Here is a 25,790-nt window from a genome sequence, read left to right as displayed (position 1 = left end):
TCTTTCGCGCCATTGCCATATTTTTGGCATGAAAAAAAGCGTCCTGTTAAACAGAACGCTTTTCCTCGTGGAAAGTTCGATTTATACTTCCATGATTTCTTTTTCTTTGTCTTTTGCAACTTCGTCGATTTTCACGATAAATGAATCAGTCAACTTTTGCACTTCATCCGAATAGCTGCGCAAATCGTCTTCCGTGATTTCACTTTTCTTCTCAAGCTTTTTCAAATCATCGTTTGCGTCACGGCGAATGTTGCGGATGCCAACTTTAGCTTCTTCCGCTTCTTTTTTCACTTGTTTCACAAGATCTTTGCGGCGCTCTTCTGTCAACGCTGGAATTGCCAAGCGGATTACAATGCCGTCATTGGACGGGCTTAAGCCCAAATCCGATTTCATGATTGCTTTTTCAATATCGCCAAGAATCGTCTTATCGTACGGCTGAATGACAATAAGGCGTGCTTCTGGAACAGCGATGCCTGCTACTTGGTTGATCGGAGTTGGTGCACCATAATAATCCACCGTCAATTTGTTAAGGATTGACGGATTTGCGCGCCCTGCACGAATTGAAGCAAGTTCACGGGAAAAAGCTTGGACTGCATTATCCATTTTTGTCTTCGCGTCTTTGATCACTGATTTTGGCATTATAATGTTCTCCTCACTACTGTCCCGATTTTTTCACCGAGAACAGCTCGTTTTATGTTTCCATTTTCCATAATAGAGAATACTACGAGTGGAATATCATTGTCCATGCAAAGTGTGGAAGCAGTCGAATCCATTACTTGCAATCCTTGTTGAATTACATCGAAATATGAAAGCTCTTCATACTTAACAGCAGTTAAATCAGTTTTAGGATCCGCTGAGTAAACTCCATCCACATTGTTTTTAGCCATTAAAATGACATCGGCTTCTATTTCGGCAGCTCTAAGTGCAGCTGTCGTGTCTGTAGAAAAGTACGGGTTTCCAGTACCGGCCGCAAAAATGACGACGCGTTTCTTTTCCAAATGGCGGATCGCTCTTCTGCGGATGTAAGGTTCTGCAACCTGGCGCATTTCAATAGAAGAAAGGACTCTTGTTTCTACATCTTGCTTTTCTAAGGAATCCTGCAACGCCAAGGAATTCATGACAGTTGCAAGCATGCCCATATAATCAGCAGTTGCGCGGTCCATTCCCATCTCCGAGCCGATCTTGCCTCTCCAGATATTTCCGCCGCCTACGACTACAGCAACTTCCACACCAAGTTCAACAACTTCTTTTACTTGGGCAGCAACCGATTTGATGATTTCAGGAGATAATCCGAACCCTTTTTCTCCAGCCATCGCTTCTCCACTAAGTTTTAGTACAATGCGTTTATATTGTTGAACACTCATCGGTACCCTCCGTTACACTTTTATTGAAAAATAGGGAACACATTCAGTGTTCCCCAAGTCTATCCTATGATAATAAAACTTATTTTTTGTTTACTTGGCTCATAACTTCATCAGCAAAGTTGTCTTCGCGTTTTTCGATGCCTTCGCCGACTTCGTAGCGGATGAATTCTTTTACAGAACCGCCTGTAGAAGCTGCAAAGTCACGTACTTTTTGGTCAGAGTTCTTAACAAACGCTTGATCCAATAGGCAAACATCTTCGAAGTATTTACCAAGGCGGCCTTCTACCATTTTAGCAACGATATTTTCTGGCTTGCCTTCGTTAAGTGCTTGTTCAGTCAAGACTTTGCGCTCGTGTTCCACTTCGTCAGCAGAAACTTCGTCGCGTGAAACATATTTAGGGTTCAAAGCTGCAATGTGCATAGCGATATCGCGAGCTGCATCAGCGTTTGTAGAGTTTTCAAGAACAACTAATACTGAAATGCGTCCGCCCATGTGAAGGTAAGGACCAAAAGAATCAGCATCCGTTTTCGTGCGTACTTCGAAGCGGCGCAAAGTGATTTTTTCACCGATTTTAGAGATTGCGTTCGAAATGTGGTCCGCCACAGTAAGGCCGTTTGACATTGTAGAAGCAGTAGCTTCTTCAATTGTTGCAGGCTTCGTATCGATCAAGTGCTCGCCCAATTCTTTAACAAGTGTTTGGAAGCCTTCGTTTTTAGCAACGAAATCAGTTTCCGCGTTCACTTCGTAGATTACAGCTTCGTTGCCTTTGACAAGAATGTTTGTAATCCCTTCAGCAGCAATGCGGTCCGCTTTTTTAGAAGCGCTTGAAAGGCCTTTTTCACGCAAGAAATCGATAGCTGCGTCGATGTCGCCATCTGTTTGAACTAATGCTTTTTTGCAATCCATCATACCTGCGCCTGTTTTTTCACGCAATTCTTTTACCATTTGTGCTGTAACTGCCATGATTAAATTCCTCCTTAAAATAAGAACATTTTCTCAAAAAAAGGTGATAAGTGGTTTTCGCCGCTTATCACCTGTACTACTTGTGAATTACTCAGCAGCTTCAGCTGGAGTTTCTTCTTCTACTTCTGGTTTTGACTCAAGCAAAGCATCTGCCATTTTACCAGTCAAAAGCTTAACTGCGCGGATTGCGTCATCGTTTGCAGGAATAACGTAATCGATTTCATCCGGATCACAGTTTGTATCTACGATACCAACGATTGGAATGTTCAATTTCATTGCTTCTGCAACAGCGATGCGTTCTTTGCGTGGGTCAACTACGAACATTACGTCCGGCAGTGAACTCATATCACGGATTCCGCCAAGGAATTTAACAAGGCGTTCGTGTTGTTTTTTCAATTGTACTACTTCTTTTTTAGGAAGGACTTCAAAAGTACCGTCTTCTTCCATGCGCTCGATTTGCTTCAAGCGGTTGACACGCTTCTGGATTGTACCGAAGTTAGTCAATGTACCACCCAACCAGCGTTGGTTGATGTAGTAGTTGCCAGAACGTTCAGCTTCTTCTTTGATCGCGTCTTGTGCTTGTTTTTTCGTTCCAACGAATAATACTTTACCGCCTTCTTCGCCCACTTGTTTCATGAAGCTATAAGCCTCTTCCAATTTGCGGACTGTTTTTTGAAGATCGATAATGTAGATACCGTTACGCTCAACGAAAATATATTTTTTCATTTTCGGGTTCCAACGGCGAGTCTGGTGGCCAAAGTGTACACCAGCTTCAAGCAATTGTTTCATAGAAATTACTGACATGTGTGTTTCCTCCTGATAGGTTATTTTTTCCCTCCGCATTTTTCTTCTCTGAACCGTTACTTTTTCAAGCACCTGCGGCTCAAATCGAAATGCGTGTGTATTTAACACCATTTGAAATTATAGCATGCCTAGTCTTTTGCCGCAAGAAGTTTCTGCCACAAATTCTTCGGAGAGCAGATTGTGTGAAGGGGAAATTAAAATCTCCCGCATTCACCGGCCGCTCCAACAAAGCCAGACGCGCCAAAAAAAAGATGCCGGAATGGAATCCGGCATCTTCGATCTTGCAATTAGTTCATTTTCAATTGTTCTAGCTCAGCTAGGAATTTCGTGTTCAATACTTTGATGTATGTCCCTTTCATTCCTAGGGAGCGTGATTCGATAACGCCTGCGCTTTCAAGTTTACGAAGCGCGTTAACGATTACTGAACGCGTAATGCCTACACGGTCAGCGATTTTTGAAGCGACTAGAAGGCCTTCGTTGCCGTCAAGCTCTTCAAAAATGTGCTCGATCGCTTCAAGCTCGCTGTAAGAAAGAGAAGAAATCGCCATTTGAACGACAGCTTTGCTGCGCGCTTCTTCTTCGATGCGATCGCCTTTTTCGCGAAGAATTTCCATACCGACAACTGTCGCGCCGTATTCACCCAAGATCAAATCATCGTCTTGGAACTCATCTTTCAAGCGTCCAAGAAGAAGTGTTCCTAAGCGTTCGCCGCCGCCGATGATCGGTACGATCGTCGTCAACCCATCTTCGAACAATTCGCGTTCTTCCACTGGGAAGATCGTGTGCTCGCTGTTAACGTCAAGGTTAGCAGATGTTTCAGTGATGTTTGAAAGGTTTTGAGTGTACTCGATTGGGAATTGGCGCTCTTCAAGCATCCCTTTCATGCGTTCGTTTTCGATTTGCTGGCTTACTGCGAAACCTAGCAATTTACCTTTACGGCTTACGACGAAAGCGTTGCATTCGATTACTTCGCTCAATGTTTCAGCCATATCTTTAAAGTTTACAGGCTTTCCTGCAGCTGCTTGCAACATCGAGTTAATTCTTCTAGTTTTTTCCAATAGATTCATATAAATGAGCCTCCTACAATTTTCGACAATTTTCGAACGTATTTATTAAATATTCTAAAGGTTTTTACACTTTAATGATACTTATATGCTTCAAATCACAAAATAAATTGTGACAAATCTTTGTTTTTCGCCACATTTTCCAGTTTTTCATTAACGTACTGCGGCGTTATGTCGATCTGGGCCGGCGAAATTTCACTTGCTTCAAAAGATAGGTCCTCCAACAACCGTTCCAGAATTGTGTGGAGTCTTCGCGCACCTATATTATCAGTTTCCTGATTCACTTGATAGGCGATTTCCGCAAGTCTGATTATTGACGCATCATTGAAGTGTATCACAACTCCCTCTGTTTCGAGAAGTGCTTTATACTGATTTATCAAAGAATGTTTAGGTTCTGTAAGAATTTTGACAAAATCATCGACTTCAAGTTTCTGCAATTCGACGCGGATCGGGAAGCGCCCTTGCAGTTCAGGGATTAAATCGGATGGCTTTGACATATGAAATGCCCCTGCTGCGACGAACAGCATATAGTCAGTTTTGACAGAGCCGTATTTGGTCGACACGGTCGAGCCTTCTACAATCGGCAGGATATCCCGTTGGACACCTTCACGGGAAACATCAGCTGAAGAGCTATTTTTGCTGGCGATTTTATCCATCTCGTCAATGAATATAATGCCATTCTGTTCGGAACGCTCGATTGCTTCTGCTGCAAGTTCATCGTCGTCGACAAGCTTCGCCGCTTCTTCCGCAGCGAGGATCCGCCGCGCTTCCTTAACTTGCATTTTGCGTTTTTTCGTCTTTTTTGGCATCAGCGATGACAAAGCATCCTGCATGTTCGCGCCCATTTGTTCCATTCCCGAACCTTGCAAAGCATCAAACATCGTAGCTGTATTTTCTGTAACTTCAATCGTGATCACTTGATCTTCAAGTTTTCCAGCCTTCAGGTCAGCGGCAATTTCTCTGCGCTTGACGCGCACTTCCACTTCCGCCACAGGATCTTCGTCTTCTTGATCCATTTTCTGGCCGAACAGCATTTCCAGCGGATTTTGGCCTGTGCTTTTTTTCTTCAGCGACGGCGCCAGCAATTTGACGATGCGGTCGTTCGCTGCTGCTTCCGCTTGGTCTTTCACCGCTTCAAAGCGCTCTTCTTTAACGATCCGTACAGCTGCTTCCACCAAATCGCGCACCATCGATTCCACATCCCGGCCGACATAGCCGACTTCCGTGAATTTCGTGGCTTCCACTTTAACAAATGGGGCGCCAGTCAATTTAGCGATGCGCCGTGCAATTTCGGTCTTGCCGACGCCTGTTGGCCCAATCATCAGAATATTCTTCGGTATCACTTCGTCGCGCAGCTCATCGTCCAACCGGCTTCTCCGGTAGCGGTTGCGCAAGGCGATCGCGATCGAGCGTTTTGCGTCTTTCTGGCCGACGATGTAACGATCCAGGTGTTCAGTTATTTGCCTCGGAGTTAAATCTTGCTGTTTTTTCATTTGGACAGCTCCTCCAATACAATTTGATGATTCGTGTAAACGCAAATATCCGCTGCCGTTTCCAATGCCGACTGCGCAATTTCTGCTGCCGTCATGTGGTCGCCTGCGTATTTTTTCAGCGCACGGCCGGCAGCCAGCGCATAATTGCCGCCAGAGCCGATTGCCAGGATGCCGTCATCCGGTTCAATCACTTCACCCGTGCCCGACACCAGCAATAACTCATCCCGGTCCATGACGATCAGCATCGCTTCCAATTGGCGCAGCATTTTATCGCCCCGCCATTGTTTCGCAAGTTCAACCGCCGAACGCTGCAGGTTGCCGTTGTATTCCGTCAGCTTGCCTTCGAACATCTCGAATAAGGTAAATGCGTCAGCGACAGATCCAGCAAACCCAGTCAGCACTTTGCCGTCGTACAGGCGCCGCACCTTCCGCGCCGTATGCTTCATGACCACCGCATTGCCAAAAGTCACCTGGCCGTCTCCCGACATGGCGCATTCCCCGTTATGCTGCACCGCAAAAATCGTTGTTGCATGGAATTGCTCCATTTCAAAGTCCTCCTCTTCAAGCTCGTGGATGGCTATTCAAATACGTCTTCCTTAAATGCTCTTTTGTGACATGCGTATAAACCTGAGTCGAGCTCAAATGGCTATGCCCGAGCAGCTCTTGCACCGTCCTCATATCCGCCCCGTTGTTCAATAAATGCGTGGCGAACGTATGGCGGATCATGTGGGGATAAATCGCCGAGTTGACAGACGCCTTTTTCATGCATTCGCTGAGTATGTGGCGGACGCCGCGGTCCGTCAGCGCATCTCCTCTGTTATTGACGAATAATCCTTGATGATCCCGGTTCTTCATCAGTCTAGGACGAACTTCCTCGATATAATGTTCCAACGCATCATGGGCAAATTGGCCGTAAGGGATATAACGCTCTTTCCGCCCTTTACCCATGACTTTGACAATGTGCATCGTTCGGTCCAAATCCTTCATCTGAATCGATACGCATTCGCCGACGCGCATGCCGGTTGCATACAATAATTCAAGCAACGCCATATTGCGCAAGGATAAATGATCATCGCCTTGCACCGCTCGGAATAAAACTTCCAGCTCTTCTTCATAGAAAAACTGCGGCAGCCGTTCTTCTTTTTTTGGGTGGTACAGCGAGCGGAACGCCGCTTCACTCAAACCGAATTCCCGGCTGCCGTATTTGAAGAACGAACGGATCGAAGAGATTTTTCGCGAAATCGTCGTCCTCGACAATTTCTCATCGTATAATTTCGTCACATAATTTCTGGCATGCAAATACTCGATCGTCGTCAGGTCCGATGCATCTTCGCCTTCCAAAAACAAAAAGAAATCTTCCAGATCTTTTTCATAATGGCGGACAGTGTGCTCAGAATAATTTTTTTCCAGTTGAATGTAGGCCATAAAAGATTTCAGCATGTCCCGTTTATCCATTAATGAAGCCACCTTTTTTTGCAATGCAAAAGCCTCTAAATTATAACAACATTTAGAGGCTTTTATCAATCAAACAGTTACTATATTCACAAAATTGCGAATCGATTCCAATGCCCGTTCTGCGTGTCTTTCAGCGCGCTCCTGCTTCGATTTGATGCGGACGCCAAGGTCCGGGAACAAACCGAAGTTAACGTTCATCGGCTGGAAGTTCTTGCTGTCTGCTTCTGTAATATAGCGGGCCATGCTGCCCAAGGCCGTTTCAGCCGGCAAGACGATCAATTCCTCGCCTAGAGCCAGTTTCGCAGCGTTGATGCCTGCAAGCAAGCCGCTGCCCGCTGATTCAACGTATCCTTCGACTCCTGTCATCTGCCCTGCAAAAAAGATGCTCGGGTTTGAACGAAGCTGGTAGGTCGGTTTTAAAACAGTCGGCGAGTTGATGAATGTATTTCTGTGCATGACGCCGTAGCGTACGATTTCAACATTTTCCAAGCCAGGGATCATTCTCAGGATTTCTTTTTGTGCTCCCCATTTCAAATGCGTCTGGAAGCCGACGATGTTATAAAGGGTGCCAGCAGCATCATCTTGGCGAAGCTGAACAACCGCATATGGTCGTTCACCTGTTTTCGGGTCTTCCAGTCCAACCGGTTTCATCGGACCGAATGTCAAAGTCTTATCGCCGCGAGCTGCCATCACTTCAACCGGCATGCATCCTTCAAAATAAATCTCTTTTTCGAATTCTTTCAACGGCACGACTTCCGCTTCAACCAATGCTGTATGGAAGCGCATATACTCTTCTTCAGTCATCGGGCAGTTCAAATAGGCTGCTTCCCCTTTGTCGTAGCGGGATTTCAAAAAGACTTTATTCATATCAATGCTGTCTTTTTCGACAATCGGCGCCGCTGCATCATAAAAATACAAGTATTCCTGACCAGTCAACTCAAGGATTTTTTCCGCCATTGCCGGAGACGTCAATGGTCCCGTCGCAACAATCGTAATGCCTTCCGGAATTTCGGTCACTTCTTCGTTGATTACTTCAACGAGCGGGTGATTGCGCACTTTATCCGTAACCATGCCGGCAAATTCATGGCGGTCAACCGCCAAAGCCCCGCCAGCAGGTACAGATGCTTTATCTGCGGACTCGATGATGACCGAGTCGAGTGTGCGCATTTCTTCTTTGATGACACCAACAGCATTCGTCAAATTATTGGCGCGCAATGAATTGCTGCAAACCAATTCTGCAAATTTATCCGTGTGGTGAGCTGGCGTCTGTTTAACTGGACGCATTTCGTACAGGCGCACGTTGACGCCGCGTTTAGCTACTTGCCATGCTGCTTCACTGCCAGCTAAGCCAGCACCGATGATATTAACGTATTTTGTCATTTCTAAACACCTCTATCAATTATTGAACTTCTTCTTTATAATCGCATTTCGTACAAGTGATTTGAACGCCTTTTTTCACTTTCTTCTCCACCAGCAGCTCGCTGCATTTCGGGCACGGCCGTTCAATCGGTTTATCCCATGACACAAATTCACATTCCGGGTAGCGGTCGCAGCCATAGAATATACGGCGTTTTTTGCTCTTCCGTTCAACGATTTCACCTTTTTTGCACGTCGGGCAAGTTACACCGATATGTTTTACGATTGCCTTTGTATTGCGGCAATCGGGGAAATTGCTGCATGCCATGAATTTACCGTAGCGCCCCAGTTTATAAACCATCGGCGATCCGCAAAGTTCACAATCTTCACCAGCGGGTTCATCTTTGATCTGCACTTTCTCCATTTCATTTTCAGCCACTTCAACGTGTTTTTCAAAATCCTTGAAGAACACATCAATGATTTTCCGCCAATCGATTTCGCCTTCTTCAACACTGTCCAGATCGTGTTCCATTTTGGCAGTAAATTCGATATTCAAGATATCCGGGAAGAATTCGAGTACAAGTGCGTGAACAATTTCACCAAGTTCCGTCGGGATAAAACGTTTCGCATCAAGCGCTACATAACCACGCTTTTGAATCGTATCAAGCGTAGGTGCATATGTTGATGGACGGCCTATTCCCAACTCTTCGAGCGTGCGCACCAGGCGGGCTTCAGTAAAGCGTGGAGGCGGCTGTGTGAAATGCTGCTTCGGCTCAATGCCGACAGCTTTTACAATATCACCTTCCGCCATTTCAGGCAAAATATTGTCTTTGTCTTCCGTCTGGTCATCAGTTCCTTCAATATAAAGCTTCATGAATCCAGGGAACTTCACCTGCGAACCGTTTGCGCGGAATACCGCCTCGCCGTTCTGCAGTTCGGCCATGACCGTATCCAGGACTGCCGGAGACATTTGGCTTGCGACAAAACGATCCCAGATCAATTTGTACAAGCGGTGCAAGTCACGCGACAAAATGCTTTTCATCGATTCCGGTGTGCGCATGACGCTTGTCGGGCGCACCGCTTCGTGGGCGTCCTGCGACTTCGCCGATTGCTTAGCCGCAGTTGTCTTCGTCGCGTAATCGTTGCCATAATTGCTATTGATGAAATCCAGCGCGTCTTTTTTAGCCGTATCCGAAATTCGGGTTGAGTCTGTACGCATATAAGTGATCAAACCCGTAATGCCTTCTTTGCCTACTGCAATACCTTCGTACAACTGTTGGGCAAGCATCATCGTTTTTTTCGCACGGAAATTCAATTTGCGGGCAGCCTCTTGCTGAAGGGATGAAGTTGTAAAAGAAGGGGAAGGATTTCTCTTTCTTTCCTTTTTAACAACGCGGTTTACATTGAAGTCCTCGCCTTTGATGGTAGCCATTACAGCTTTGACATCTTCTTCGTTCTGCAATTTCAACTTCTCTTTTGTAGTGCCGTAGAACTGGGCTTCGAATTTCTTTTTCGCTTTTTCGAATTCACCCGTAATCGACCAATATTCTTCGGGTTCAAAATTCTTGATTTCGTTTTCACGGTCGATGACCAAACGAAGCGCGACAGATTGCACGCGGCCGGCCGATAAGCCTTTTTTGACTTTTTTCCAAAGCAGCGGGCTGATGCTATAACCGACTAAGCGGTCAAGTATACGCCGTGCCTGCTGGGCATCCACTAAATCCATATCGATTTTTCGCGGATGTTTAAATGACTCTTTGATCGCATCTTTCGTAATTTCGTTGAACACGACTCGGCAATCCGAGTCCTGGTCGACACCCAGCGCAGTCGCCAAATGCCAAGCAATCGCTTCACCTTCGCGATCCGGGTCAGCTGCAAGAAAGACTTTTTTCGCTTTTTTCGCTTCTTTTTTCAAGTCTTGCAAAATAGGCCCTTTTCCCCGGATCGTAATATAGCGGGGTTCGTAATTATTTTCAACATCCACACCCATTTGGCTTCGGGGCAAATCACGCAGATGGCCGAGCGATGCCCGGACTTTGTACTTTTTACCTAAATAGCGTTCAATTGTTTTCGCCTTTGCTGGCGACTCGACTATGACCAAAAAATCCGACATGACTATTCCTCCTCATAGAGGTTTCTTAAAATTATCTAAATAAGTTGAACTTAGGATTCATGCTGTTGATACTGCGCAAAACTGCCTCGCTTGCCGCGGGCGAGCGCCGGGCCTCCTCAGTCGCTTCGCTTCTTCCGGGGTCTCGGCTGTCTCGCTATCCCGCAGGCGTCTCGGCACTTTTGCTCCGTATCCAGAAAATAACAGATCCAAAAAAGCTTATTTTATTCCTAAAGAGCTTATCCAGCGAAAGCGCGGCAAAGGGCTAGGCAAGGAAATGGCCAAATGAAATTTGGACCATTTCCTTTGCTTCGAAGCTAGCGAAGCGATGCAGAAGCAGAAGGTTTTTGCAGAAAGACAGGCGTTCTTTGCCTGGCTTTTTTGCGAGAGCCAAGGAGGTGCCAGGTACTTTTGGCGACTCCTTTGCGACGAGCTTGCGCAGGAGCAATCGTCTTTGCTCTGCCCAAAGCGTCTTGAGCGGTGCTCAATAAGTTACTTATTAGCTCAACTTATATAAAAGAATTACCTGTTGCAAAATGTATAACAGATTTTACCGGATTGCAAGGCTTTTCATTTTACTGAATTATTTTTCAGCTCTCAATTGCCGGTATTCATCCAGAATCTGATCGCCGTTCCATACCGGTTTTGCGCCTTCTGAGATAAGTTTATGCGGTCCCTCTGACAAACCCGAAAAGATATCTCCCGGCACCGCGAAAACGTCCTTGCCGTGGTCAAGGGCGTGCTCAATCGTGCTCAGCGTCCCGCTTTTCACTTGCGCTTCCGTAACCAGGACGCCGCAAGACAAGCCGCTGATAATCCGGTTGCGCATCGGGAAATTCCAGCGTTTCGGCTGCATATAGGGTGGATATTCCGTAATTGATAAAAATTTTTCTTCTATTATAATATTCAGTGCCATGTTTTCTTTTGGATACGGATGCAAAATCCGCTGCCAGCGACTGCAATTGTCTCACCGCCTGAATTTATGGCAATTTCGTGGGCCATTGCATCGGCCCCTTTTGCCAAGCCGCTGACAATTAAAAATTCATGCTGGGTTAAAACGGGCAATATTGTGTCCATTGCTTTGCGGGAATAGGATGAAGCCTTGCGCGAGCCAATTACGGCTATCTTTTGCGGCACGAGCAGCAGTTCTGTTCGGCCTTTAGCGTATAGGATGGCTGGAGGATCGATCAGTTCCAGCAATGATTTGGGGTAATGCGGATGGAGAAAAGATATGGGGGTTATCTTGTATTTTCGGTAGAGGCTTTCAAAAGGGATATCGAGCGCTTCTGTATAGGCTTTTTTCAAATCATGCGCTTGCTGTTCTTTCACATTCAGCAAAAATGCGAGTTCCAAGACGCTTCTGCGGCTCAGCTTCTCAAGCTCTTCGTCATCTGCCATCAGTTTTGACAGCCGGTTCAACGGTTTTGGATACACATAATGCAATGCGTTCAATCTTTGCACAAACAATTTGTCCATTCCATTCCTCCTCAAATTTCAGTAAAAAAAGAAGGCGCATCAGCTTGATGCGCCTTACTCTTATATTAATGTGTTTTGCAGCGATCATACAAGCCATTTTCTTTAATGACTCGGATTAAAGTTTCGCCGATTACAGATGGAGTTTCTGCAACTTGGATCCCAGCAGCGTTCATTGCTTTGATCTTGTCAGCAGCAGTCCCTTTTCCTCCAGAAATGATGGCGCCAGCGTGGCCCATGCGTTTTCCTTCAGGAGCCGTTTGTCCGCCGATAAAGCCGACAACCGGTTTTGTCATGTTTTCTTTAACCCACGCAGCAGCTTCTTCTTCAGCTGTTCCGCCGATTTCACCGATCATGACGACCGCGTAAGTATCTTCGTCTTCATTGAATTCTTTCAAGACATCGATGAAGTTTGTTCCGTTGACCGGATCTCCGCCGATTCCCACAGCAGTCGATTGGCCGATGCCTTCTTGAGACAATTGGTGTGTCGCTTCATACGTCAAAGTACCTGAGCGTGAAACAACGCCAACATGTCCTTTTTTATGGATGTAGCCAGGCATGATCCCGATTTTGCACTCGTCCGGAGTGATGACTCCAGGGCAGTTCGGTCCTACTAGGCGAGTTTTCTTGCCTTCCATATAGCGTTTCACTTTAACCATATCCAAAACCGGAATGTGTTCAGTGATGCAGATCGCCATATCAAGTTCAGCTTCAACCGCTTCAAGAATTGCATCGGCAGCAAAAGGAGCCGGTACATAAATTACAGAAACGTTTGCTCCTGTCGCTTTGACAGCATCTTCAACTGTGTTGAATACAGGTACGCCTTCAACTTCAGTGCCGCCTTTGCCAGGAGTTACCCCAGCAACGATTTTAGTGCCATATTCTAACATTTGCTTTGTATGGAAAAGGGCAGTTGACCCTGTAATTCCTTGTACAAGCACTTTCGTGTCTTTATTAATATATACGCTCATTTTTGTCCCTGCCCTTCTTAGCCTACAAGTTCTACGATCTTTTTAGCGCCTTCTGCCATAGTGCCGGCAGCGACGATATCAAGACCTGATTCGTTCAGCAGTTTTTTGCCAAGTTCAACGTTTGTTCCTTCAAGACGAACAACTAGAGGTACGCTCAAGCTGACTTCTTTTGCTGCTTGAATAACGCCTTCAGCAATGATGTCACACTTCATGATTCCGCCGAAAATGTTAACGAAGATCCCTTTTACATTCTTATCAGAAAGAATGATCTTGAATGCTTCCGTTACTTTCTCAGCGGTCGCACCGCCCCCAACGTCAAGGAAGTTAGCGGGTGTTCCGCCGTAATAGTTGATCGTGTCCATAGTTGCCATAGCAAGTCCGGCGCCGTTAACCATACAGCCGATGTTCCCGTCTAAAGAAATGTAGCTCAAGTCATACTTGGAAGCTTCGATTTCTTTTGGATCTTCTTCATCGTAGTCGCGCATTTCCATGATGTCCTGGTGGCGGTAAAGAGCATTTGCATCGAAGTTGAATTTCGCATCCAATGCTACTACTTGTCCGTCTCCTGTAACAACCAAAGGATTAATCTCAACGATTGCTGCATCTTTTTCGATGTACGCCTGGTAAAGGCCCAACATCAATTTAGCTGCTTTGTTGACAAGTTTGGTCGGGATGTTCATGTTGTAAGCCATGCGGCGGGCCTGGAAGCCAGTCAAGCCGACAACCGGGTCGATTTCTTCGTAGAAGAGGCGCTCCGGATTGTTTGCTGCTACTTCCTCGATGTCCATTCCGCCTTCTTCAGAACCCATAAGAGTTACACGTGAAGTTTCGCGGTCAAGAACCAATCCAAGGTAGTATTCTTTTTCGATGCTGCTTCCTGCTTCGATATACAGGCGTTTAATTTCTTTGCCTTCAGGACCAGTCTGATGTGTAACGAGCACTTTTCCAAGAAGCTCTTTCGCATAAGCGCGCACTTCATCCAAGTTCTTAGCAAGCTTAACGCCGCCTGCTTTCCCGCGGCCACCTGCGTGGATCTGGGCTTTCACCACAACAACTTCAGTACCAAGTTCTTTTGCAGCTTTGACAGCTTCTTCCGGAGAAAAAGCAACATAGCCTTCAGGAACTGCTACTCCATATTGTTTTAGGATCTGTTTTCCCTGATATTCATGGATATTCATCTTTCGTCCTCCAATCAAACATCTGTATCGTAATTTTATTGCCTTTACCATTGTATTAAAGTTGCCATAAAATGTCCACAGTTGTCGGCTATACTGCAAAAAACTTCAAATATTCACGCATTTCCGGTGCTATTCAGCGTTTTTATCTGCATTCATCGATTTTATTGGCTCAAACGTTTTTCGGTGGATGGGACAGGGGCCGACACGTTCCAGTGCGAGAAGATGGTCTTTTGTGCCGTAGCCTGAATGCTTTTCAAAACCGTAAGACGGAAACAATTCCGCGTAATCGTCCATGATGGCGTCCCGCGCCGTTTTAGCCAGAATCGATGCAGCGGCGATGCTCAGGCTTTTTGCATCGCCTTTAATAATGGATTCGCAGCGAATGCCGATGTCCAGCGACATCGCGTCAGCCAATATGATGTCAGGTGCCGGATCAAGGTTCATGGCGGCTTGAGACATCGATTGCTTTGTCGCCTGATAGATATTCAATTCATCGATTTTCTCAGGCGGCTGAATATGTATAGCATAGCTAATAGCCTGCTCTTTGATGAGCTGCGCTAATAGCCTGCGTTTGGCTGCCGGAATTTTCTTCGAGTCGTCCAGCCCGATCAGCGCGCTGCAGTCGTCCGGCAATATGACAGCTGCCGTTACGACTGGGCCAGCGAGCGGCCCCCGCCCCGCTTCGTCAATTCCACAGACCCGTTCGCCAGGATCCGCTTTGAACGATTGGTCAAATGACATTTTCCCGTCGTGTTCAAACCATAATTTGTCGTGCAGCCCTTTTTTCCGCTGCCAGCTTTTCAACGCGGCCTGTACTGACTTCCGTCCATCTTCCTGCAATTCGTCCATCCACGGCTGCCAGTCGGTTTCCGCCGCCAGCCGCTTTTTGATTGCTTCACTTGTCAGCATAAGCCTCTCCCTTTCTCTTGCTGTTTCTACACCAAATAACTGCGGGCAATAAAAAAGGGCTGACCCCAGTTTCACGGAATCAGCCCTTAGCGTCATTCTTCTTTGACAATCATTTCGTCACGGTAATCGAACGTGACCCGCCCTAAGTATTGATTGCGGATATCACGGACAATCGCCTCAGCGGTCATTTCGTAATCCACTTCGCCGTCCGGTGATACGAAACTGCGTCTTTTGCCGATCGCGTCAAAAGTATTGACGATTTCATCATCCACGCCATCAATGCCGTAGCGCTCTTTCAGCCGCTCGGGATACCGTTGTTCAAGGAATTTCAATGCGTAAATCGCCAGCTCCTGCATTTGGATGACAGAGTCTTTAATCGCTCCCGTCACCGCCAGCTTAAAGCCGATTTCCTGATCTTCGAATTTCGGCCACAAAATACCCGGCGTATCCAAAAGTTCGATTTCCTTGCCGACTTTTATCCATTGCTGTGCTTTGGTCACTCCAGGCATGTTTCCTGTTTTAGCCAAGCTTTTTTTCGACAGCCGGTTGATCAGCGTGGACTTCCCAACGTTCGGAATGCCGACAATCATTGCGCGGATGGCACGCGGCTTAATGCCCTTGGCGATCATGCGGCTCCATTTGTCTTCGAGAATTTCCTTCGAAGCTTTCGTCACCGCCTGCAGCCCTCTTCCTTCTAGGGAATTAATTGCAACTGCACGTGTACCCTGCCCTTCGAAATAGCGGATCCATTTCTTTGTTTCTGTTTCATCGGCCATGTCCATTTTGTTCAAAATGATCAGCCGGGGTTTGTGCTGGATCACTTGATCAATCATTGGATTGCGCGAGGATAAAGGAAGACGGGCATCCACCAGTTCAAAAATGATGTCGACCAGCTTCAGTTTTTCCGTTACTTCTCTTCTTGCTTTGGCCATATGCCCTGGAAACCATTGTATCGTCATAAAAACACTCCTTAGTTAACGAGCCCTGCTTCTTCCATCGGCCAAAATACGAAACTCGTATTACCGATGACGTCATCCATTGGCACTATACCAATATGCCGGCTGTCTTTGCTTGCTCTCCGGTTGTCTCCCATAACGAAAACATAACCTTCAGGTATCGTACTCTCATTGATTTTTTCTTCAAGCGTAAAATCCTCTGTCAATGTGCCGGTGATGCCTTCTTTGTAAATATCCAAATAAGGCTCTTCCACCGCTTGCCCATTAATAAACAGCTGATCATTTTCATAAGCGATGTGATCTCCCGGCAAGCCAATGATCCGCTTAATATAATCTTTTTCTTCAGGCGCATGAAAAACGATGATATCGAATCGGTCAGGCTCTCCTACCGAATAGCCGATTTTGTTGACAATCATACGGTCGCCATGCTCCAAGGTCGGCATCATTGATTCGCCATCCACTACAATTGGAGTAAAAAAGAAAACACGAATAATTGCCGCAAGCCCGAACGCAATCAACAGCGCCTTTGACCATTCCCAAACCTCATTCTTCTGTTTAACTTCACGTTCCATGCGCGTTCCTCCCCAAACATTCTACTGTAATTGTACAACATTCCAAGCCTTAAGCAAAGAAAAGCGGGTGTGCCCGTTTAGCCCCGACAAGCGCTGGAGGCCTGGCCGGTAATGGCGCTCTTTGCCATTGCTGGACAGGCTGAAGCGACTCGAGGGGCTGGGCACTGCAACTGGACACATAGAAAAGTGGAAGTGCCCGTTTAGCCCCGGCAACAAGTCATGCGACGCTAAATGTTTAACGATCTGCACTCTTTTTTTACGCAAAAAAGAAAGAGGGCGCATTCGCCCTCTTTCATCAGTGCAATCTTATCGAATTTCTTTGATGCGTGCTGCTTTACCGCGAAGGTTACGCAAGTAGTACAATTTCGCACGACGAACTTTACCACGGCGGGTAACTTCAAGTTGTGCAATCTTTGGCGTGTGTACAGGGAATGTACGTTCAACACCAACACCATAAGAGATTTTGCGGACTGTGAATGATTCACTGATTCCGCCTCCACGGCGACCGATTACAACTCCTTCGTATAACTGGATCCGTTCGCGAGTTCCCTCAACGACCTTCACGTGTACACGGACAGTATCTCCTGGACGGAAGTCCGGGTGGTCTGTACGAAGTTGATCTTTAGTAATGTCTGCAATAATGTTTTGCATGTTTTTTCTCTCCTTCTACAGATGCTCTTGCACACAATTGCTGCTGCAGCGGAACACCGTGATCCTGTACTTCACATAAAAGTACAGACTCCATGGTATCACTAAACAAGCAGTTATGCAAGGTCTATTCTTGATTGTTGCTGGTGTTTTTCAATGAATCGATAATCTTCTGCTGCTGCTTTGTCAGCTGGATGTGCTCAAGCAGATCCGGCCGTCGTTCAAGCGTGCGTTTCAACGCCTGCTCTTCGCGCCATTGATCGACTTTCCCATGGTTTCCAGAAGTCAACACAGCAGGCACCTGCCAACCTCTGAAATCAGCTGGACGGGTATACTGGGGATGTTCGAGCATGCCAGTAGAGAATGAGTCTTTGATAGAGGAGTCAGCGTTCCCAAGGACCCCTGGAAGCAGCCTGACGACACTGTCAATGACAGTCATCGCGGCAAGTTCGCCACCGGTGAGGACAAAGTCTCCGATGGAAATCTCATCTGTCACCAGATGTTCCCGGATCCGTTCATCGTATCCTTCGTAATGGCCGCAGATAAAGATCAACTCTTCTTCCTGCGCAAGCTCTTCGGCTTTTTTCTGCGTAAAGCGTTCGCCTTGTGGGCACATTAAGATCACGCGCGGCTTTTTGTCCGTGACGAGCGACTCGACAGCATTGAACATCGGTTCGGGTTTCAGTACCATGCCCGCTCCGCCGCCAAAAGGATAATCATCGACCTGGCGTTTATTGTCGGCAAATTCCCGAAGATCCACGACGTTCAGCTTGACCGCATTTTTGTCTTGGGCTTTTTTCATGATCGATTGGTTGAAGACCCCTTCGAACATAGGCGGAAAGAGCGAAATGACATTTATATTCATGTGTTCAACAAGCCTTCCAGCACTTCGATGACGATTTTCTTTTCATCTATGTCGATTTCTTTGACGACATCTTCGATATACGGGATATAGTGTTTTTTGCCAGCTTCCGGCGTCACTTCCCATACATCATTCGCTCCTGTCTCCAGGATCTCGGTTACCTTGCCAATGAGCTCGCCTTCTGTCGAATACACTTCACAGCCAAGAATTTCATGGTGGTAATATGCGTTGTCTTCAAGTTCCGTTAAATCGTTTTCTGAAATGCGCAGATAGCTGTCTTTGAATTCTGCGACATCATTGATGTGCGGATAGCCTTCGAATGTCAGCAATTCAAAATTTTTGTGCTTCCGATGGCTGGCGATTGTCACCATAATCGGTTTCTTTTCGTTTTTCTTGAACAAGCCCAGTTTCATGCCGACGGCAAACCGCTCTTCCGGAAAATCCGTACGTGACAATACACGGACTTCTCCAAGGATGCCGTGAGTGTTGACTATTTTTCCTACATTAAACCATTCCACGCAATAAAACATCCTTTCAGTTTCTGTTTTGGCTGACAAAAAAGGGAGGAACCTAGGCTCCTCCCTTTTTTGCTAATCCACAATATCGACGTAAGTTTTCTTCTTATGATGATTCCCAGCTGCTGAATACACGATGGAGCGGATCGCTTTCGCGACGCGTCCTTGTTTACCGATGACTTTCCCTGTATCTTCTGGATGCACTGAAAGTTTATAGACAATACGGCTTGCATTTTCGTCAGTTTCGACGCGAACTTCGTCCGGATGATCGACTAGCGGTTTCACAATGGTTTCAATCAGCTGCTTCATAAGAAAACTCCCTTACTTGCTTAATTTTTCGTTATGGAATTTCTCCATAATGCCGTTTTGAGAAAACAAGTTGCGAACTGTGTCAGATGGTTTAGCACCATCATGAAGCCATTTCAACGCTAATTCTTCGTCAATTTTAACTTCAGCTGGAACTGTTAGCGGGTTGTAAGTACCCACTGTTTGGATTTGACGGCCGTCACGTGGAGCACGTGAGTCAGCTACTACAATACGGTAAAAAGGAGATTTCTTAGCTCCCATACGTTTCAAGCGAATTTTTACTGCCATTTCTTAAAGCACCTCCGAATAGTTTCACACAAGATATTATATTATCAAGCTTTAAATAGTTTGTAAAGTATTTTTTCTTAACACCTTAAAATTTCTTTGCTGCAACAGCGATTCGCCGTGTTTTTAAACGGTTTTCACGCGCAATAAATCATTCTCGGATCATTTGAAAAGCGAATCCAGGCCAGGCATCGAGCCTTTCTTTTTGCCTTTTTGGCTCATGCCTGACATCTGCTTCATCATTTTTTTCATGTCTTCGAATTGCTTCAATAGACGGTTAACGTCTTGGATCGTCGTTCCCGAACCTTTGGCAATGCGTTTTTTGCGGTTCGAGTTCATGATGTCAGGAGTCGTTTTCTCCTGCGTCGTCATCGATTGGATAATCGCTTCCACACGGGCCATCTGGCCTTCATCAACTTTCGCATTTTCCAGCCCTTTGATTTTATTGGCGCCTGGCAGCATCTTCAGGATTTCGTCCAGCGGGCCCATCTGTTTCACCTGCGACAGCTGGTCCAGGAAATCATCGAATGTGAACGAAGAAGTCCGGAATTTCTCTTCCAGTTCTCTCGCTTTTTCTTCATCGACGTTGGACTGCGCCTTTTCAATCAGCGACAGCATATCGCCCATGCCAAGGATCCGTGACGCCATGCGTTCCGGATAAAACGGCTCCAATGCATCCATTTTCTCGCCCATACCGACGAATTTAATCGGCTTCTGGGTAACGGAACGGATGGACAGAGCCGCACCACCGCGTGTATCGCCGTCAAGCTTCGTCAGCACGACTCCGGTGATGCCGATAGCTTCATCGAAGTTCTGCGCTACGTTGACAGCGTCTTGGCCTGTCATTGCGTCGACGACAAGGAAGATTTCTTCTGGCTCTTTAAGGGCGCGGATATCTTTCAATTCCTGCATCAGTGCTTCATCGACATGCAAACGGCCGGCCGTATCGATGATGACCGTGTCCATATGTTCCTGTTTGGCGAACTCGATCGCCTGCCGAGCAATTTCCACAGGGGAAATATCCGTGCCTTTCGAGAAGACCGGCAGCGACAATTGCTTGCCGATTGTTTCGAGCTGCTGGATAGCGGCCGGACGGTAAACGTCGGCTGCCACCAATAGCGGCTTGCGGTTGTTTTTTTTTGCGCAGCAAGCTGGCAAGTTTACCGGAAGTGGTCGTTTTACCCGCCCCCTGCAATCCCACCATCATGATGACGGTCGGCTGCTTTGATGAGAATTCGATTTTGCTTTGGTCGCCGCCCATCAATTCCGTCAACTCGTCTTTTACGATCTTCACGACTTGCTGGCCTGGCGTCAAGCTTTCCATGACGTCCACACCGATTGCGCGTTCACTGACTTTTTTCACGAATTCTTTTACGACTTTCAAGTTGACATCCGCTTCGATCAAAGCGAAGCGGACTTCGCGCATCATTTCTTTGACGTCCGCTTCCGACACTTTACCTTTGCCTTTGATCTTTTGGATGGTGCCTTGCAGGCGTTCAGCTAATCCTTCAAATGCCATTGCTATCGCCTCCTAATCCCATTCTTTTAACTGGCCGAGGAATTCCCGTACCCGTTCTTCTGTAAAGGGTTCTTTTTCAAATGCCGTAACCAGCTGCTGCCGTTTTTGGAATTTCTCGAACAGCTGCAGTTTGGCTTCATATTCTTCAAGCATCGCTTCAGTGCGGCGGATATTGTCATAAACCGCTTGGCGGGTGATATTATACGCTTCTGCGATTTCCCCCAAGGAATGGTCGTCCAAATAATAGAGCTCCATATAGCTGCGCTGTTTAGGCGTCAGCAATTCCTGATAAAAATCGAACAGGTAATTCATGCGCGTTGTTTTTTCTAAGCCCATCATTGCAGTTCACCTCATCCACTCTTCTTTTTACGATACTGAAAACAGAGTTGGGCGTCAAGTAATTTTACTTGTCTCCTTCTAAGAGTTCCATCGCTTCTTCTTTGTCCAAACCTTCCGCAAACAGGCCATAGACGTATTTTTGCGGGTCGAACGGCTGCAAGTCATCCATTTGCTCACCAAGCCCCACAAATTTCACGGGGATTTTCAGCTTGCTGCGGATCGCGAGGACGATCCCGCCTTTTGCAGTGCCGTCAAGCTTCGTCAGGACAATGCCCGTCACGTTTGTCACTTCTTTGAACATCTGCGCTTGGATCAATGCGTTCTGGCCAGTCGTCGCGTCCAGCGCCAGCAGGACTTCATGCGGTGCGCCAGGAATTTCGCGTGCGATGACCCGGTTCACTTTCTCCAGCTCTTTCATCAAATTGACTTTGTTCTGCAGGCGTCCGGCGGTATCGCAGATCAATACGTCCACGCCGCGCGATTTTGCTGCACGGACGGCATCGTACATGACCGCTGCCGGGTCAGACCCTTCACTTTGTTTGATGACGTCGACTCCGACGCGCTTGCCCCAGATGTCCAATTGTTCGATTGCTCCAGCACGGAATGTGTCGCCCGCTGCCAAAAGGACCGATTTGCCTTCGTTTTTCAAGCGGTGCGCCAATTTGGCGATGCTTGTCGTTTTGCCAACGCCATTGACTCCGACGAATAAAATCACCGTCAAGTCATCCGCGAAATTCAGCTCAGTGGTTTGCTCTTCGCCCGCTTGATAGATTTCCACCAATTTCTCAGAAATGACAGACTGGACCCTCGATGTGTCACGGACGTTTTGGCGCTGCACTTCATAGCGCAGTTCATCCATCAATTCCATGACTGTTTCAAATCCAACGTCCGCTTGAAGAAGGATTTCTTCCAATTCTTCAAAGAAATCTTCATCGACTTTGCGGTATTTCGCTACGAGGTCATTGATCTTCGACGTAAAGCCCGTGCGCGTTTTCGTTAAGCCTTCTTTGTATTTTTCTGTCGACTCTTCCGCTTCCGCGTTTCCTGCAAATTTATCTTTCAGCTTTTTAAAGAAACTCACATGATCACTCCTCTATTAATTTTGTTCCTGCAATTTGACGGACACCAGTTTTGAAATACCTGATTCCTGCATCGTGATGCCGTACAGCACATCCGCGCCTTCCATCGTCCCTTTGCGGTGCGTGATGACGATGAATTGTGTGTTTTTGCTGAATTTCTTCAGGTACTGACTGTAACGTACGACATTCGATTCATCAAGCGCCGCTTCTACTTCGTCAAGTACGCAGAAAGGCACCGGGCGAATGTTCAAAATTGAAAACAGCAGCGCGATGGCGGTAAGCGCCCGTTCGCCGCCTGACAGCAGGCTTAATGTCTGTTGCTTTTTCCCAGGCGGCTGCGCGATAATTTCCACGCCGGTCATTAGCATATCTTCCGGATTGGTCAGCACGAGATCCGCGGAACCGCCGCCGAACAATTCGCGGAAGACCCGCTGGAAATGTCCGCGGATGGCATGGAATGTTTCATCAAAACGGCTGGTCATTTCGTCATCCATTTCCCGGATGACGGTGCGCAGCGTCTCTTTTGCTTCGTTCAGGTCGTTGCGCTGTTCGGTCAGGAAATTGTGGCGCTCGGAGACATGGTCGAATTCTTCAATCGCTCCGATATTGACCGGCCCCAATTCTTCAATCGACTGTTTCAGCAGTTTCACTTTCTTGCGGACTGCCGCTTCTTCGTCAGCCAGTTTGAATTCACGTGCTTTTTCGATCGTCATATGGTAATTATTCTCCAGCTGGGAAAGGAAACCTTGGATCTGGACATCGATGCGCGTCGACTTGACTTCGCAGATGCGGATCGCTTCGACAAAGCCCTTGTAGATGCGCTGAAGCTCTTTCAATTGCTCTTCAAGCGCTGTCAGTTCGCTCTGCTTAGCCGTGCGGCCTGCTTTCAGCTCGGCAAGCGACTGTTGCACATTCTCTTTCTTATTGGTCCAGACTGTAATTTCGCGCAAGATATCGTCATCGGAATAAACTTTAGAAGCTTCTTCTGACTGAATCCAATCGAGCTCTTTTTGCAGCTGCTGGATTTTCAAATCGCTTTTCTCTTTCCGTTCCAAAAGCTCCGCTTCGCTGACGATCAGCTGAGCAACGCGCTCTTTCATGACAGCAAGCGAAGATTTCTGGTCTGCGAGTTTGGAAATGACCGAATCACGGGCCGAATCGTTCTGCTGCTTGAACTGCGTCAATTCGTCGATCTGTTTGGAAATCGACAGCAATTCACCGCTGATTTCGCCTAGCCGGTCTGCAGCTGCCTCTTTTTTGTCGGCCAATGCGGACAAATCATGTGTTTTATTGCTTCGCTCTGCTTGAAACAGCCCGTAGCGGTCTTTCGTCGTCTTCAAGACAGCTTCGATTTCGCGCAGTATAATCGCGCGCTCGGCTTCCATGTCGCGGTATTTTTCACCTTCAGAACGCAAATTGTTCAATGCCTGTTCCGCTTCGGTGACTTCTTGCTGTTCTTTTTTCACAGTCTTTTCAGCTTGGGCGATGGTGCTCGTCAATTCCTTCAGCTGAATGACCAATTGTTCGAGTTCGGCTTTCCGAGTAAAGAACGAAGCCTGGGTCTTGTTGGCGCCGCCTGTCATCGAACCGCCCGCATTAACGACATCACCTTCTAGCGTAACGGTGCGGTAACGGTTCATCGTCAATTTCGCAATGGCCGATGCACCTTTTAAATCTTTCGCGATAATGACATTGCCAAGCAAGTTTTCCACGATCATTCCGTATTTCTGATCATAGCCGACCAGTTCATACGCCATTTTCACAAATGACGGATGCTGCTCTATAGCCGCTATGCTACTGGAAGGGATTTTCCGTGATTTCATGACAGTCATTGGCAGGAACGTAGAGCGCCCTGCGCGTTTATTGCGCAAAAATTCGATGCCTTCACGGGCGTTTTGTTCATTTTCCGTGACGATATGCTGACTGGCTGCGCCAAGCGCCGTTTCGATCGCTTTTGCGTATTGCTGGTCCACTTGGACAATTTCAGCAACCGCCCCGACGATGCCGGAGAGTTGGCGTTTGTCACGCGCCACCAGGACTTCGCGGACACCTTGGAAAAAGCCGGAAAAATCCGCTTCCAGCTCTTGCAAGGTTTCCACACGGGAACTCAGTTGCTTTTGCGACTGGTAAGCCTGGAACAACATCGTTTGTTTTTTATCAAACGCCTGCTTTTTGCTGGTATAGGTTGATTCCGCCGCTTTGTATTGTGCACGTTTTTCTTCCAGCAATGTCCGGATGTTTTCGAGTTTTCCCCCGGCAGCCGTTTTTTCTTCATCAAGGCGTGCCAATTCAGTCGAAAAATCCGCCTCTTGTACGGCGATGCGGCTGCTCGATTCCGAGACTTGCTGTTCCTGCAAATCGATATTCTTCAATTCGTTTCGGACGCTTGCCTGTTCGTTCATCAAATCGATATACGTGGATTTATGGGTTTCGATATCGTTGTCAATATCAGCAGGCGACCGGTTGAGCTGGTCCTCCAGCACTTTCACGGATTGGCGGATCGCTAGTTGTTCGGCTTTGCGCTCCTGCAGCATCGCCATTTGTTCGCGATGCTTTTTGTGGAGGGCTGCATTTTCCTGCTTTTCGCCATCCAGGCTCGCAGTCAGCTGTTGCGCTTGGCGGTCTGCGTTATTCTTTTTCTCAGACATCAACAGCTTGCGGCCTTCCCATTTCTCACTTTCGCTGCTGGCCTCTACCAATTGCTGCTGGGAGCCGTCGATTTCATCGTCCAGCTTTTTCAATGCCGAGCGGATCGTTTTAACCCCATGTTCTTTTTCTTCAATATCAGCCGCTAACTCCCGCTCTTTGCGTGAGTGGGAAGCTGCATCTTCTTCCAGTGCTGCCATTTGTTGTACAAGCTGCGTAATATCAAAAGCCAATAAGGCAATATCTGCGCCTTTCAATTGTTCATTCATATCCAAATAATCGCGGGCAGTCGATGCCTGAATCTGCAGCGGCTCCATACGGCCATCAAGTTCATGCAGGATATCCAATACGCGATTCAAGTTTTCATCGGTTTCGCTAAGTTTGAATTCCGCCTTCTTCTTGCGCTGCTTATACTTTAAAACGCCCGCTGCTTCTTCAAAAATCGAGCGGCGCTCTTCCGCTTTGCTGTTGAGAATTTCGTCAACCCGACCTTGGGAAATAATGGAAAAAGCTTCTTTCCCGAGTCCGGAATCCATAAATAGATCCGTAATATCTTTCAGGCGGCAATTTTGCTTATTCAGCAAATACGCACTTTCACCACTGCGAAAAACCCTTCTCGTCACGCTGATTTCGCTGTAATCGAGAGGGGCACTGCCGTCCGTATTATCCAATACCAAAGTAACTTCCGCAAAATTCAGCGGCTTTCTGGATTCACTGCCGGCAAAAATGACATCTTCCATTTTTGCGCCGCGCAAAGATTTGGCCGATTGCTCGCCAAGCACCCAGCGGATTGCATCGGTGACGTTGCTCTTGCCGCTTCCGTTAGGTCCGACAACTGCTGTCACGCCGGGGACGAAATCGATGCCGATGCGATCGGCGAACGACTTGAACCCCATGACTTCTAATCGTTTCAAAAACATGT

Annotated in this window: 23 protein-coding genes and 2 pseudogenes; all 25 read right to left on the bottom strand. The window is 47.1% G+C overall.

The window, feature by feature from the left end; genetic code table 11:
• Positions 1 to 81: 81 nt before the first annotated feature.
• Positions 82 to 639: a ribosome recycling factor gene (gene frr / locus EGV91_RS11440; RefSeq protein WP_135503841.1), complete on the bottom strand. Its 558-nt coding sequence runs from the start codon at positions 637 to 639 to the stop codon at positions 82 to 84.
• A complete protein-coding gene (gene pyrH, locus EGV91_RS11435; protein ID WP_135503839.1) occupies positions 639 to 1,364 on the bottom strand; it encodes a UMP kinase in 726 nt (241 codons plus the stop codon). The genes frr and pyrH overlap by 1 nt, the downstream gene beginning before the upstream one ends.
• Positions 1,365 to 1,443: 79 nt before the next feature.
• Entirely contained in the window at positions 1,444 to 2,328 is an 885-nt protein-coding gene (tsf, locus tag EGV91_RS11430; protein ID WP_135503837.1) for a translation elongation factor Ts, read from the bottom strand.
• An 87-nt stretch (positions 2,329 to 2,415) separates the two neighbouring features.
• The gene (gene rpsB, locus EGV91_RS11425; RefSeq protein ID WP_135503835.1) at positions 2,416 to 3,132 is read right to left on the bottom strand and encodes a 30S ribosomal protein S2; all 717 of its coding nucleotides are present in this window, start codon (positions 3,130 to 3,132) and stop codon (positions 2,416 to 2,418) included.
• A 287-nt stretch (positions 3,133 to 3,419) separates the two neighbouring features.
• A complete protein-coding gene (gene codY / locus EGV91_RS11420) occupies positions 3,420 to 4,199 on the bottom strand; it encodes a GTP-sensing pleiotropic transcriptional regulator CodY (RefSeq protein WP_135503833.1) in 780 nt (259 codons plus the stop codon).
• Positions 4,200 to 4,294: 95 nt separating this feature from the next.
• Positions 4,295 to 5,689: an HslU--HslV peptidase ATPase subunit gene (hslU, locus tag EGV91_RS11415; RefSeq protein ID WP_135503830.1), complete on the bottom strand. Its 1,395-nt coding sequence runs from the start codon at positions 5,687 to 5,689 to the stop codon at positions 4,295 to 4,297.
• Positions 5,686 to 6,234, bottom strand: coding sequence for an ATP-dependent protease subunit HslV (hslV, locus tag EGV91_RS11410; RefSeq protein WP_135503828.1), 549 nt, complete (start codon positions 6,232 to 6,234; stop codon positions 5,686 to 5,688). Before hslV ends, hslU begins: the two co-directional genes overlap by 4 nt.
• A 16-nt stretch (positions 6,235 to 6,250) precedes the next feature.
• The gene (gene xerC / locus EGV91_RS11405; RefSeq protein ID WP_135503826.1) at positions 6,251 to 7,144 is read right to left on the bottom strand and encodes a tyrosine recombinase XerC; all 894 of its coding nucleotides are present in this window, start codon (positions 7,142 to 7,144) and stop codon (positions 6,251 to 6,253) included.
• A gap of 69 nt (positions 7,145 to 7,213) precedes the next feature.
• On the bottom strand, positions 7,214 to 8,524 hold the full coding sequence (trmFO, locus tag EGV91_RS11400) for an FADH(2)-oxidizing methylenetetrahydrofolate--tRNA-(uracil(54)-C(5))-methyltransferase TrmFO (RefSeq protein ID WP_135503824.1): 1,311 nt from the start codon (positions 8,522 to 8,524) through the stop codon (positions 7,214 to 7,216).
• A 19-nt stretch (positions 8,525 to 8,543) separates the two neighbouring features.
• Positions 8,544 to 10,613 (bottom strand): type I DNA topoisomerase, encoded by a 2,070-nt coding sequence (topA, locus tag EGV91_RS11395; RefSeq protein WP_135503822.1) that lies wholly within the window; start codon positions 10,611 to 10,613, stop codon positions 8,544 to 8,546.
• A gap of 580 nt (positions 10,614 to 11,193) precedes the next feature.
• Positions 11,194 to 12,008 (bottom strand): annotated as a pseudogene (gene dprA, locus EGV91_RS11390) (DNA-processing protein DprA).
• A gap of 143 nt (positions 12,009 to 12,151) precedes the next feature.
• Positions 12,152 to 13,054, bottom strand: coding sequence for a succinate--CoA ligase subunit alpha (gene sucD / locus EGV91_RS11385; RefSeq protein ID WP_135503821.1), 903 nt, complete (start codon positions 13,052 to 13,054; stop codon positions 12,152 to 12,154).
• 17 nt (positions 13,055 to 13,071) lie between these two features.
• Complete coding sequence (gene sucC / locus EGV91_RS11380; RefSeq protein ID WP_135503819.1) at positions 13,072 to 14,232, bottom strand: ADP-forming succinate--CoA ligase subunit beta; 1,161 nt, start codon at positions 14,230 to 14,232, stop codon at positions 13,072 to 13,074.
• A 129-nt stretch (positions 14,233 to 14,361) separates the two neighbouring features.
• On the bottom strand, positions 14,362 to 15,141 hold the full coding sequence (locus EGV91_RS11375) for a ribonuclease HII (protein WP_135503817.1): 780 nt from the start codon (positions 15,139 to 15,141) through the stop codon (positions 14,362 to 14,364).
• A 92-nt stretch (positions 15,142 to 15,233) separates the two neighbouring features.
• Positions 15,234 to 16,100, bottom strand: a complete 867-nt coding sequence (gene ylqF / locus EGV91_RS11370) for a ribosome biogenesis GTPase YlqF (RefSeq protein WP_135503815.1) — start codon at positions 16,098 to 16,100, stop codon at positions 15,234 to 15,236.
• Positions 16,101 to 16,111: 11 nt separating this feature from the next.
• Positions 16,112 to 16,669 (bottom strand): signal peptidase I, encoded by a 558-nt coding sequence (gene lepB / locus EGV91_RS11365; protein ID WP_135503812.1) that lies wholly within the window; start codon positions 16,667 to 16,669, stop codon positions 16,112 to 16,114.
• Between the two features lie 306 nt (positions 16,670 to 16,975).
• Entirely contained in the window at positions 16,976 to 17,320 is a 345-nt protein-coding gene (gene rplS / locus EGV91_RS11360; RefSeq protein WP_135503810.1) for a 50S ribosomal protein L19, read from the bottom strand.
• 124 nt (positions 17,321 to 17,444) lie between these two features.
• Positions 17,445 to 18,182, bottom strand: coding sequence for a tRNA (guanosine(37)-N1)-methyltransferase TrmD (gene trmD / locus EGV91_RS11355; RefSeq protein ID WP_135503808.1), 738 nt, complete (start codon positions 18,180 to 18,182; stop codon positions 17,445 to 17,447).
• On the bottom strand, positions 18,179 to 18,697 hold the full coding sequence (gene rimM / locus EGV91_RS11350) for a ribosome maturation factor RimM (protein ID WP_135503806.1): 519 nt from the start codon (positions 18,695 to 18,697) through the stop codon (positions 18,179 to 18,181). Before rimM ends, trmD begins: the two co-directional genes overlap by 4 nt.
• A 72-nt stretch (positions 18,698 to 18,769) precedes the next feature.
• Positions 18,770 to 19,003 carry a KH domain-containing protein gene (locus EGV91_RS11345; protein ID WP_135503804.1) on the bottom strand — a complete coding sequence of 78 codons (234 nt, stop codon included), beginning with the start codon at positions 19,001 to 19,003 and terminating at the stop codon, positions 18,770 to 18,772.
• A gap of 12 nt (positions 19,004 to 19,015) precedes the next feature.
• On the bottom strand, positions 19,016 to 19,288 hold the full coding sequence (gene rpsP, locus EGV91_RS11340) for a 30S ribosomal protein S16 (RefSeq protein ID WP_052651220.1): 273 nt from the start codon (positions 19,286 to 19,288) through the stop codon (positions 19,016 to 19,018).
• 159 nt (positions 19,289 to 19,447) lie between these two features.
• Positions 19,448 to 20,804 (bottom strand): annotated as a pseudogene (gene ffh / locus EGV91_RS11335) (signal recognition particle protein).
• Positions 20,805 to 20,816: 12 nt separating this feature from the next.
• A complete protein-coding gene (locus EGV91_RS11330; RefSeq protein ID WP_135503871.1) occupies positions 20,817 to 21,140 on the bottom strand; it encodes a putative DNA-binding protein in 324 nt (107 codons plus the stop codon).
• A 67-nt stretch (positions 21,141 to 21,207) separates the two neighbouring features.
• Entirely contained in the window at positions 21,208 to 22,224 is a 1,017-nt protein-coding gene (ftsY, locus tag EGV91_RS11325; protein ID WP_135503802.1) for a signal recognition particle-docking protein FtsY, read from the bottom strand.
• A 15-nt stretch (positions 22,225 to 22,239) separates the two neighbouring features.
• Positions 22,240 to 25,788: a chromosome segregation protein SMC gene (smc, locus tag EGV91_RS11320; RefSeq protein WP_135503800.1), complete on the bottom strand. Its 3,549-nt coding sequence runs from the start codon at positions 25,786 to 25,788 to the stop codon at positions 22,240 to 22,242.
• Positions 25,789 to 25,790 lie beyond the last annotated feature (2 nt).

The sequence above is a fragment of the Planococcus koreensis genome (assembly GCF_004761975.1).
In the GTDB taxonomy this organism is placed as follows: Bacteria; Bacillota; Bacilli; order Bacillales_A; family Planococcaceae; genus Planococcus; species Planococcus koreensis.
This window is presented reverse-complemented; position numbering and strand designations above follow the sequence as displayed.